Source organism: Spiroplasma sp. DGKH1, assembly GCF_040940205.1.
Lineage (GTDB): Bacteria > Bacillota_I > Bacilli_A > Mycoplasmatales > Mycoplasmataceae > Spiroplasma.
The window spans coordinates 71,204-82,944 of sequence record NZ_JASTWG010000006.1 but is presented as its reverse complement, the minus strand read 5'-3'; the positions used below and the strand labels follow the sequence as shown (position 1 = coordinate 82,944).

The window sequence follows — 11,741 nt, the reverse complement described above, 5'->3', positions numbered from 1 at the left end:
ATTATAAATTAAAACTGAGTAATTACCAAAAATTTTTTAAAAAGAAAAACAATGAGTAACTACTCATTGTTTTCATTAATTACCACTGTTGGTTTGGTTAAGCGGTCTAGTTTAATAAACTTATGCATGTAGGTTAGAATTACCCCAATAATTGGTCCAGAAATAAATGTCATAAAGATTGTTCCAAAGCCTAAGTAATTACTAAAAAAGGCAAGTTTTAAATCTCATGATCACGAACAAGCGAGAATTAAAATAATTCCGACCAACGCTAAGCATAAATCAGCAATTACCCGGGCTAATTTATAATTCATTTTGGTTAACCGGTGGAGTTCCATTGATAAGGCATTATATGGGCCAAATAACATATTGGCATATACTGCAAAGGCAATCCCAAAACAATAAATTATAAACGCGGCCATAAAAATTCAGGTACGTTCTAAAATTCCCATGTGACTAATGCGATCACCAACCGCCCCGCCTAAAAATAAAAGGTTTAACTGTACAAAATAAGCTCAGACAAATAAGGGAATTAAATCTAAAACCGTATAGACAATACCTTCCATAATTACATTATTTTCTTTAGTGTGGCGATATTTAATAATAACATTGATAATTCGCATAATTGTAGCAGCCCCAAACATACAAACATAAAAAATCATTAGAAAATATGAATAATGACTTAGTTCATCAGGACCTAATGCTCCTTTATTCTCACCAGTTTTTGTAATATTAATTAAGACCCCTAAAAAAGCAAAGTTTGTAATATCAACTTGAGAAGCTCCAACTCTGGTGTTCATATATAGGGCAATCCCTAGTCCAAATAAATAAACTCCCACAATATAGATTACAAACCGGATTAAAATAGTTCGTCAGTTGTTTTTTCAATTTATTATTTCTCTTTTAAAATATAGTTGCATAATTTAACAATGCTGCCTCCTTAAAATATAAATATTTCCGCAGTAAGAATATGACAAGATTATCTTAACCTATTTATCATACAATTTCAAACTTCTTTCCTTAGCTTTTTGTTTTTTTATTTTTTTAATTGAGGCTTTAATATGTTCACGCCGTGTTTTTCGTTTTAATTCAGCAATTTCTGCTTTTCGTTTTTTCTTATACCCCGGTTTCACTTTTTTCTGATTATTTTTTGTGGGATATTTATTAATAATTTTATTAATTTCATGGTTTGGTTCAGATGAGGTTTTTTTTACCAGCGAAGTTAAGTTGGCAGCTACCAACTCATCTCCCCGTCATTTCATCACTTGGAACTCAATTCCCTTGCTTTTTAATTGGTTAACTAAGTTTAAATTTTTAGTATCATATAAAACATAACTATAGCCATGGTAATTAGCCCGCCCAGTTCGCCCACTGCGGTGAATATAATATTCTAAATCTGTTGGTAAGTCAATTGAAATTACATGGCTAACCCCATCAAGATCAATCCCCCGGGCAGCAACGTCACTAGCAATAATATATTTAAATTCCAAATTCTTAATCCGCTTAATTGTTTGCATACGAGTACGGGGTGCCAACCCAGCATGCAGTTGGGTTACTTGGTAATTATTTTTTAATAATAAATCATAGTATTGTTCAATCATTTCTTTCTTATTAACAAAGATGATACATAAGTACGGATTAAAGGTTGTTAATAACTTTAATAAAACAGTTGGTCGTTCTTGGTGCTTAGTAGGAATTAAAATATGCTCAATGTTTTGGTTAGTTGCCAAGTTATCATTAATTTCAATTAAATGTGGATTAGTTAAATACTTTAGTAAAAAAGGCCGCAGACCAGGAGCAATCGTAGCGGAAAAAACGGAAATTTTAACATCGGGACTAACTTTACTTAAAACAAAATCAACATCTTCAATAAATCCTAAGTCAAAAATCATGTCACATTCATCAATAATAAAAGTTGTTAATTTCCCAAAATTAAGGGCTTCGTGATTAAACAAATCTTTTAGTCTGGTTGGCGTTGCCACAATAATTTGGGGCTGGTGCTTAGCCAGCTGGTCAATTTGACGGTTGATATCCGCTCCCCCTATAAAATAACCAGTTTTTAACGCCGGATTATATGTTTTAAAAAAACGAATATTTTCATAAATTTGTTTTGCTAATTCGCGGGTTGGTGCCACAATTACACTTTGCAGAGCGGAACTATTATAATCTAAATTATTTAAAATTGGTAAAATAAAGGCGTGTGTTTTCCCCGTTCCAGTGTGTGATTTACAAATAACATTTTGGTACTTTAATAAATACGGAATTACTTGTTGTTGGACAGGAGTTGGACTATTAAATCCTAACGCGGTAATGCCATTCATCAAAAATTTTTTTAAACCAAAATCAGTAAAATTATTCATTGTTATCACTCACTTTCAAACCTATGCTATTATAACATATTTTATTTTAAAGTTTTTACTATAATATGTAATATTAAGGGAATAAAGCATAAAAAAAGATATTTAACTAAATTAAATATCATTCATTTATACCTGTGGTTTTAAATTTTTAACATTTGGTTGTTTTTGATAACGTTCTTGGTGAAGTTCTTTTTGGTGAGCAAACTCTTTTTGCGCAGCACTAACATTTTTATCTCAGTAATCAATTGTTCGTTGTAAATCAGTTTGGGGAGCAACACCGTGTTTAATTTCCGTTTTAATTTTTTTGATTGCTTTTTTACTTTTTTTAGTATTTTTTTTAAGAGCTTTGCGAGCATCAATATATTCAATTGAATAAGGACGTGTCATTGCTTTCACCATTCTAACAGTCACATATGAAGATAATAAAATTAAAACTGGTACTGCCACTAATAGCGCAACCATAATTCCACCGGTTACTTGGGCAAAATTAGTTCCGTTTGCTAATTCATAATCTTCTGGTCATTGGATAACACCATTCACATCACTATGTGTCTGTGCTCAAGCTTTTAAATCAAACCATTGGTCATTTACTTCAATATTAGAAGTATACCCCCAAATAAATGACCCTGATGAGGCTAAACTCATTACTTTTCCTAATCCTAATTTACCAATTAATTGGTAACCACTACCACTAAATTCTTTAATATCATTAATATTAGCAGGAATATCCTTGCCATCCCAATAGTACCCTTCATAATGTTTACCAAGAACCGCCAAGGTCGCAATTAAAATGATGACTGTGGTTATTCACATCAAACTAATACTTCATTTTCCAAATGATTTCATACATTTTTCCCCTCTTTTCATATAACAACTCTATTATAGACCTATTTCTTAAAAACCTTAATATTATATTTCTAAATTTTTAGCAATATATTAGTAAGATATTTAAGGAATAGCAATGACTAACAAAATTAGTTATTGCTATTGTTATTCCTTAATTTTGATAATTACTTACTTTTTTTATTTTTACTAGCACTTTTTTGTGCTTTTGATACTGGTTTATCTTTTCCCGGTTGTTTTTTCGTGGCAGTGGCTGGATTTTTTTCCATTAATATTTTGGCATTTGTCATTACTGCTCCCGCACTACCATCTTTTCCTCGATAGTCTTTTGCTGTTTTAATATAAAAATCGCCCATTGAACGACCAATTGCCCGTTTCATTGCCGGAGTTGATGAGACAATAGCTTGCTGTCTAATTTCATTTCATTTTGTCTCAATCTCTCTTTGCCGTTGAACTTTTAATTTTGTCGACCTGCTCTCTCCATTTGACGCCATGTAGTTTTAGTCTCCTTTCATGCGTAAATACGTATAATATCATTATACCTTTTTTTGCTTAATAACCAAAAATTATTTGCAAGATAATGAAAATTATCTTACTCTTGATAGATTGGGGGCAAGGTTATTTTAAAAATACTACTTTGACACTGATCATTAAGTTTATCAATTCCATATATTTTAAAATAAAACTCTTTCTGTCTAGGAAGTGGGAAATTAAATGTTGTAATCCCAAAGTTAATCCCCTCTTCGTTATTAAAAATTTCATAATCATCTTGGGTTGAAAAACCTTACTGTTAAACTGCTAATCTCTTTAGTATTTAGAAAAGAATTTATTTCAAATATAGAAAAAAATCCCCGAAAGTAGTTGTTTCCCTTTCAAATTAAGTTTATGAAATAAAAGAGTATTAAAATTAAACAAAAATTTTAATACTTTCTAAAATGGAATAATAACTATAATTTTTTGCGGGGTTGGCCATAATAGGCAGTTTCCCCATGTTTGCGATAATAATGTTTATCAAGGAGTTCCTGACTAATTTTATTGGTGTTCTGATTTAAACCATAGCCTTGATAAGCCATTTGCGCAACAATTTCTAAGACCTTTGCCATTTCGACCGATGCCAACGGACTATTACCAAAAGTAAAGGGACCATGGTTATTGCATAAAATTGCCGGCATTTTCTGGGGATCCAAACTACGAGTGGTAAATGTCTTGGCAATCATAACACCTGTTTCATATTCATAATTTGTTTTAATTTTGCTCATCGCTAAATGAGGAGTACAAGGAACTGGCCCATAAAAATTGTCAGCATGGGTTGTTCCAAGCGGTGGAATATCTAACCCTGCTTGAGCTCAGGACGTTGCATAAACTGAGTGGGTATGTGTAATGCCACCTAAATCTGGATATTTATTGTAAAGGTATAAATGAGTTGGAGTATCAGTGGAAGGATTTAACTTCCCTTCAATAATATTTCCTTGTAAATCAAGAACCACTAAATCATCAATCGTTAACTCTTCATATTTAACTCCTGATGGCTTAATAACCATCAAGCCCTTGTCCCGATCAATGCCACTAACATTTCCCCAGGTAAAAGTAACCAAATTATATTCAACTAACTTTAAATTTGCAATTAAAACTTTTTGTTTTAATTCTTCTAACATTATCCTCACCCCGCTTTTCGAAACTGTTTATTTATAAAGTTAACCGCTGTTTGCAATTCTTGCACGGGATTATTGTCATCTTCAAACCAGGCTTCAATCATAAATGAACCTTGATAATCAACCGTTCGGAGATATTGCAAAATTTTCACAAAATCTACACACCCGCTTCCAAATGGTACCCTTTTAAATTTGCCCGGATAATGAGAACTAACGGCAATCGTATCTTTTAAATGAAAACCAACAATTTCGTCAATTCCACTGGCAATTTCCTTTGTAACTTCCGCCCCTACTCAAGCACTTAAATTACCAACATCTGGATAAACACTTAACCACGGGCTAGGGCATTCTTTTTTAATTGCTAAATATTTAGTAATTGATGAAATAAAGGGATCATCCATTGTTTCAATTGCTAACATTACTCCATAACGATTAGCAAGTTTTAACCCTGCTTTTAAATTAGTAAGAAATCATGTTCGCGTCTCATAATCTTTTATTTCATAATAAACATCATAACCAGCTAATTGAATAACCCGAACTCCTAACTTAATAGCTAAAACAATACATTTTTTTAATAATGCTAAAGCAGTTGTCCGAATTGTTTCGTTATGACTACCCAAAGGATATTTTCTGTGACCCGAAAAACAAATTGAACGAATTTTAATTTGATATTCACTTTGTAACTTATTTAAATTATTAATTTCTTGATCACTCCAGTCCAAACGTGCTAAACGTTCAGGTGATTCATCAATAGATAATTCAATAAAATCAAAATTAAATTGCTTGGCAATCTTAAATTTTTCTGACCAGTCTCCGTTAGGTAACGCTTTTTCATAAATCCCCACTTGATTGCTAATATTAAACATTGGTTAATGTTCTCATTTCGCTTGTAATAATTTTTGAAAAGTAACGGCTGCTTGGTGGGGATCATGATGATTACGAATAGCGCGACCAGCAATAATAATATAAATTGGATATTTACTAAACAAATCTAAATCATTCGGTTCAACCCCACCCGTAATGGTAACTTTAAAACCAAGATTAATTAGCTGTTCAATTTTTTGGAAATCTTCTGTTGTTCATTTGGCGCCCGCAGCTTGAGCATCACGAGCACGATGATAAACTACCTGTTCAACACCAAGTGCTTTTCATTTTTCAGCTTGCTCAAAAGTTCACACGCCCGTTAATTCAATTTGCATTTCTTTGTGATATTCTTTACTAATTTCAACCACACTAGCAATCGTGGCAAAATCAGCACAACATATAACCGTAATAATATCTGCCCCAGCGGCTAAGAACATTCCCCCCAGAATTTTGCCAGCATCCGCAATTTTACCATCCGCTAAAATAATTTTATTCGGATAATATTTTTTAATGGTTTTGATAGCATTAATTCCTTCAGCACATAATAAAATTGTCCCAATTTCAATAATGTCAACTTCCGAACCAACCAGGGCTAAGTTATCAAGGGCTTCTTGTAGGGTTAAAGTATCCAAGGCAATTTGTAAAAGTGGTTTTTTCATTGTCGTATCCTCCTATTTAACATATTTCATATAATCAATTTTTTTAATAATATTTATTACTTCGGTTGGGGAATTAGCTTGAATAATTTGCTCAATTACCACCGGGTTTTCAAAAATGGCGGCAATTTGTGGTAATGCTAAACTTAAATGGGTTTCAGCATCAACCGCACAAAAGCCAATTAATAAACTAACTGGTTGATTTTCAGCAAATAGCACTGGCTTGGTTAAAGAAATTAAACTAAAAGCATTTTTTAAGGCTCCTTCCTCCGGACGAGTATGGGGCATTGCTAATTTTGGAGCAATAATATAATATGGTCCTAAAGCTTTTGTTTTTTTAATAACATTATCAATATATTCTTCACTAATTGCCTTGCTTGCAAGTAAGGGTTTAAAAACAATTTGAACTGCCGTTTCTCAATTCGCGGCTGTTTGATGGAGCACAATTGAGTTATTAGTGACCAATGATTCTAAAAAATCTATTTGCATTATTGGTTAATTTCCTGAGCTAATGCTGATTTAATTGCTTTTTCATCTAATAAATTTGCTAACCCAATTACTTTTGCGTGAAGATCACCTAAGTCATCAGCTAAATATGTTGAGCATAATACTATATCAAAATTATCCCCAATCCCCTTGGCCTCACCAACCGAAGCAGTTTCGACTGTTCCCTCAACATTTAATTCACTTAAGACTTGTTCTACTTTAATTTTAATAATCATTGAGGAACCCATTCCGTTTCCACAGGCACATAATATTTTTAACATTTGCTTTCCTCCTTATTTTATAAAGGTTAAAATGGATAAAGTTAATTATCCATTTTATTCGCTTTAATATTTTCATTCTCTACTTTTGTTATAAGCTTTCTGTTACTTTTAATAATTCTTTTTAATGGCATTTCCGCAGTTAATTCCGTTGATGTTAATTGGGCAATTAATAAGAAAATGGGAATGATTAAAATTAACATATAAGGGGCACTATTAACTCCCACAACATTAATTAACATCAAAATAACGGCTCATAAAATATCTCAGTCTCACATTCCAAGATAACCCGGATTATTACCATTAACCCCGCCCTTAAAGACTGGGGCCATTTGGACAGCAAGAACTGCCCCAAAACAAATAATAATTCCCGAAAGAAATGGTAATGTTAAGCAGGCTTTTCAACCTCCCGACTTATCACTATATAAACCAATTGCCCCATTATCAAAAAACATTGCAATAAAACCAACCATAATGACCACATTAAAGGCTGGGAAATGACCAACTTGTCCGAACAAAATAATTAACGCAATCCCAATGAAGTTACCAATCGCTCCGCTTAAAAATCCATAAACAACGGCTTTTTCACCAAAGGCAAAGGTTCCCGCAATATCAATTGCTACCACCGCCCCGGGAATTAATTTTTTACTAATTCCAATAAATGATTTTTGTAGTTCAACAACAAACATCCGCGCTCCTTGCATTAAAATTTGTAAGGAAGCAACAATTTCAAATGATAATCCAATTACTTGTAATAATCAAAATTTACCCGTAAATTGGTTCATCGGAATTACATTTGCGGCCACCGTTGCATTAAATAAAGTTTCATCTGTACAATATAAAATAATAAATAACGCTCCAAAAAAAATTAACATTAAGATTGATGAAGAAAAAATATTATCATGAAAGATTTTTAAACCTTTTGGTAATTTTAAATCTTCAGCTGAACGAACTGGTTTTCCTTTTCTGGCAAAAAGTTTACCAGTATTATAAGCTACCCAAACTCCTAACATTTGTTGGTGACCAACAGTAAATCCAGCATTATTTGTAACTTTATTAGTTGGATTAATTGCTAAGTTTGAAAAAACACCTCAATACAGCCCCATTAAAACTCCCCCAATAATAATTGTGGCAATTTCCCGGGCGGAAGTATCAATAATTCCACCAAACATCATTAGATATAACACCACCGCAATAACTGCTGATTGTTGAAACATAATATGACCGGTAACATTAATTGAATGAATATTAGTAATCCGTTTAAGAGCTACTAATAAAATATTGATAAACAATCCTAATAAAACAATATAACTAACAATTGAGACGACTTCCCCGAGGGCTTTATTTGCGGCTGTTCAACCCATATAAGGATCTAATAGAATTGTGGAAGCACCAATTTTTTTTCCGAAATTTTGCATTAACGGCTTGGAAATTCCCGTTAAAATATAAGAACCAATCTGGAGCACAATATAACCCACAATTGCTTTAAAAGCTCCCGCTAAGGCTTCGTACCATTTTTTCTTTTGTAATAAATAACCTAAAAAAGTAATTAAACCGATCAAGATTGAAGGGACTGCTAAAATATTATTAACAAATCCATCATAAAACACTCATTTTAAATATTCGGGATGATTAGTTGCTAGTGCGGAAGCAATAAAGGCAACTAAAATAATACCAATTGATGTTCAAGTAATAATGACTGCTAAATATGGCCGTTTTTTGGGAGCAGTTAAATGGGTACTCCCTGCCATCGGGTTATCAAGATCATTTTTATCCTCTGCTTTAAGTTCTTTGTCTTTTGCCATGATATTTTACTTTCTCTTTGTCACATCAAAAGATAACGCCACTTGGGGATTATTAATTAGCATATCATCAATCATTGCTTGGGTGATGCCAACTTGTTTTAATAAAGGCACAAAGTTAGTTAATAAATAAGCAATCCCATTGCTAACAGTTCCCTTGGTTGCTGAATAAGCAGTTTGGTAATAAAAACGCCCGGCATCCATTGCTAATAAAATTTGATGTTGATATCCTCGATCACATAATCATTTGATATTTTCTGCTAATAAAGAATCGGGATAGTATTTCACCCGGTCTGGTCCATCAAAAGCAATAAAAACTCCTAATTGTAGAATTTTTTCGTAATAATATTTATCAGGATTTTTGTTCAAATGACTAAGTATTATGTTGTGGGGATCAACACCCTGCGAAAGCAGAATGCTAGCCACTTCATAACCCATTGTTCCTAGTTGGGTATGGATTAAAATGGGAACCCCAGTCTGGTGGTATGTCTTTGCGGCAATCCGAAGTTCTTTTAACTCTAAGGGATCAATAACACCATAACTAGTTCCACATTTAATAATTCCCGCTTGATGAGGAACTCGCTCAATCACGGGACCATTATAAGAATGGACATCCATTCCTTCTTCAATTTCGGCGACCATCATCGCAACAATCTTGTCTTCCTCAACAGTTTTTAACCATGAAGAATATTTATCATAAAATTTGGCTTTGTGAAAACCAGTTGTCATAATTAAATGCGCTTTTCCAGCAAACTTTTTGGCAATTTCTAACATTCGGGGCACATCGCGTCCAACGTTAGGGGGATCCATTGTTACCATTGTTTTACCACCCGCATCTAAAAAACTCTGCAACTCTTCACTAGCCGCTAAGGTATCTATCATTAAAAAATCTATATGTTCTTGCATTTCCGGACCACCATTTTTAATTAAGTGGTCATGACAATCAACAATGCCCATTGTTTGGGGGTCAATATCACCTAGTACCGTGCGAACAAACTTATTATTTTTCATCATTTACCTCCTTTCTGGTTTAATTTAAACATAGATAAATTAAAGTTGATTTTACAAAAGTTAGTAAAAAATTATTACTAAAAACCAAAAGAAAATCAACTTTTTAGTTAAAATATGAGTAGAGGTGCCAGACAAATGATTGATACAAAAGATTTAAAAATTTTAACGCGCATTATGACCAAGGAGAAATGAAATAATATTAAAGAACTAATTGAAAATTTAAAATTTAGCCGCGGCGATTTTAATTATCATTGAGAACATATTAATAAATTTTACAAAAAAAATAATTTGGACCAACTTGATGTTAATAACCTAAATAGCCTCAGCTATCCAGCTATTAAAAAAAGTATCCAGTTAATCTTTGAAAATATTAATGACCTAATGTTAAATTCCCAAGAGCGTATTTTGCTAATTCTCTTATTAATTATTATTAAAAGAACAATTAAATTAGCCGAAATTAAAAAGTTTTTTAGCATTTCGTTAAACAGTGCTTTTAATGATATTCAAAATTTAATAACCTGACTCGCAGTTCGATTTGACCCGAACCAAATTAGTATTATTAATAATGGCAAAGGGTATCGATTACTTGGGAATGAATTAACAAAACGAAAAGTACTTGTAAATGTTATTATTGAAATTGTTAACCATGATAATTATGAAGTTATCAAAACTTTGTTATTTGCAAAACTAACCGAAGACTTTCATAACATTAAAGCGGATAATAATTTAACTAACCAAACCTTATTTGAAAAAATTGAAATAACTCTTAAGGATTTCCAAAAAGAACTACAATTTATTGATGTTGAAATTCGAACCCTCACTTTTATTTTATTTACTATTATAATGCGGTGAAGATGATATGAGGATGGAACCTTATTCTTATCCGTATTTGAAAAAAAGATCTTTTATGAAAAACAAATTGCATTTAAAATTGCCGAGGAAATTTTGGACCAGTTGTTTAATAAGTTGAACTTTGCTTTCCCCTGCCCTGAATTTGAAAAGTTTTATTTTTCCATTTTATTATCTTCTTCCCAACAAATGGTTGTCTGTGATAATATTCATAATGATTATTTATTAATTACCAGTTTTTTAAAACATGTTATTAGTAACTTACGAACGAAAGGTTATGAAATTAATGAAGAATTAGCAATTAACACTTTGTGAAAATATCTCAACTGACTAAAACACACCTGGGATAAAACTCTCATTCATGACTACTCTTCTAAATTAAAATTAAAGATTATCAAGAATAACCTGCATTACCAACAATTATATAATGATCTCCTTACAGAATTTACTAATTCTAATGCCATTAATTTCTTTAATATTGTAATGGCACGAATTTCTGATATTGTCCTGCAATTCTTAGTCTTTATTATTAAGTTTCCCGATCAGAATGATAGTAACTTCCAAAATACGATCTTAGTAACTAATACTAAAGGAGGGTTAATTAATATCTTGAAATTACAAATTAAAGAATTATTTCCTAACCTTCATATTACTAAAACAATGAATGTTAATTTCTATTTAAAACACCACGAATTATTTAAAGATTATATTAAAATAAGCGATTATAATAAAATTGAAGATGAGCATAATGGGATCTATATTAACTTTCATGCTTTAAATATTCTCGAAAATAATAAGTTAACCCCACCAATGTTAAAAAAAATAAAAACACAAATTAAGGTAATTATTAATAATAAAACTTCTAGTGAAGCTAAAATTGCAAAACTTATTACATTAATTGAAACATTAATATAAAAAAGAACTTTTAAATTTAAAAGTTCTT

12 protein-coding genes are annotated in these 11,741 nt (G+C 31.8%); 1 reads left to right on the top strand and 11 read right to left on the bottom strand.

Annotated features, from left to right (window positions below; all coding sequences use genetic code 4):
* Nucleotides 1–59: 59 nt before the first annotated feature.
* The 11 genes from QPK10_RS05495 to QPK10_RS05445 all read right to left on the bottom strand — a co-directional run bounded on the left by QPK10_RS05495 (nucleotide 60) and on the right by QPK10_RS05445 (nucleotide 9,949).
* Entirely contained in the window at nucleotides 60–917 is an 858-nt protein-coding gene (locus tag QPK10_RS05495) for an SPE_1075/MLC_0560 family membrane protein (protein ID WP_368487002.1), read from the bottom strand.
* Nucleotides 918–986: 69 nt separating this feature from the next.
* Entirely contained in the window at nucleotides 987–2,357 is a 1,371-nt protein-coding gene (locus QPK10_RS05490) for a DEAD/DEAH box helicase (RefSeq protein ID WP_368487001.1), read from the bottom strand.
* A gap of 126 nt (nucleotides 2,358–2,483) precedes the next feature.
* On the bottom strand, nucleotides 2,484–3,203 hold the full coding sequence (locus QPK10_RS05485) for a hypothetical protein (RefSeq protein WP_368487000.1): 720 nt from the start codon (nucleotides 3,201–3,203) through the stop codon (nucleotides 2,484–2,486).
* A gap of 164 nt (nucleotides 3,204–3,367) precedes the next feature.
* Nucleotides 3,368–3,694: a hypothetical protein gene (locus tag QPK10_RS05480; protein ID WP_368486999.1), complete on the bottom strand. Its 327-nt coding sequence runs from the start codon at nucleotides 3,692–3,694 to the stop codon at nucleotides 3,368–3,370.
* A gap of 453 nt (nucleotides 3,695–4,147) precedes the next feature.
* Nucleotides 4,148–4,855: an L-ribulose-5-phosphate 4-epimerase gene (locus QPK10_RS05475; RefSeq protein ID WP_368486998.1), complete on the bottom strand. Its 708-nt coding sequence runs from the start codon at nucleotides 4,853–4,855 to the stop codon at nucleotides 4,148–4,150.
* Nucleotides 4,855–5,718 carry an L-ribulose-5-phosphate 3-epimerase gene (locus QPK10_RS05470; RefSeq protein ID WP_368486997.1) on the bottom strand — a complete coding sequence of 288 codons (864 nt, stop codon included), beginning with the start codon at nucleotides 5,716–5,718 and terminating at the stop codon, nucleotides 4,855–4,857. Before QPK10_RS05470 ends, QPK10_RS05475 begins: the two co-directional genes overlap by 1 nt.
* A 3-nt stretch (nucleotides 5,719–5,721) precedes the next feature.
* The gene (locus QPK10_RS05465; RefSeq protein WP_368486996.1) at nucleotides 5,722–6,375 is read right to left on the bottom strand and encodes a 3-keto-L-gulonate-6-phosphate decarboxylase UlaD; all 654 of its coding nucleotides are present in this window, start codon (nucleotides 6,373–6,375) and stop codon (nucleotides 5,722–5,724) included.
* 12 nt (nucleotides 6,376–6,387) lie between these two features.
* Entirely contained in the window at nucleotides 6,388–6,861 is a 474-nt protein-coding gene (locus QPK10_RS05460) for a PTS sugar transporter subunit IIA (protein WP_368486995.1), read from the bottom strand.
* On the bottom strand, nucleotides 6,861–7,139 hold the full coding sequence (locus QPK10_RS05455) for a PTS sugar transporter subunit IIB (protein WP_368486994.1): 279 nt from the start codon (nucleotides 7,137–7,139) through the stop codon (nucleotides 6,861–6,863). Before QPK10_RS05455 ends, QPK10_RS05460 begins: the two co-directional genes overlap by 1 nt.
* 41 nt (nucleotides 7,140–7,180) lie before the next feature.
* Nucleotides 7,181–8,941, bottom strand: a complete 1,761-nt coding sequence (locus QPK10_RS05450; protein ID WP_368486993.1) for a PTS ascorbate transporter subunit IIC — start codon at nucleotides 8,939–8,941, stop codon at nucleotides 7,181–7,183.
* A 6-nt stretch (nucleotides 8,942–8,947) separates the two neighbouring features.
* Entirely contained in the window at nucleotides 8,948–9,949 is a 1,002-nt protein-coding gene (locus QPK10_RS05445; RefSeq protein ID WP_368486992.1) for a phosphotriesterase, read from the bottom strand.
* Nucleotides 9,950–10,084: 135 nt separating this feature from the next.
* On the opposite strand from QPK10_RS05445, the gene QPK10_RS05440 reads away from it, so the two are divergent.
* On the top strand, nucleotides 10,085–11,713 hold the full coding sequence (locus tag QPK10_RS05440; protein ID WP_368486991.1) for a hypothetical protein: 1,629 nt from the start codon (nucleotides 10,085–10,087) through the stop codon (nucleotides 11,711–11,713).
* The last annotated feature ends 28 nt before the right edge of the window (nucleotides 11,714–11,741 follow it).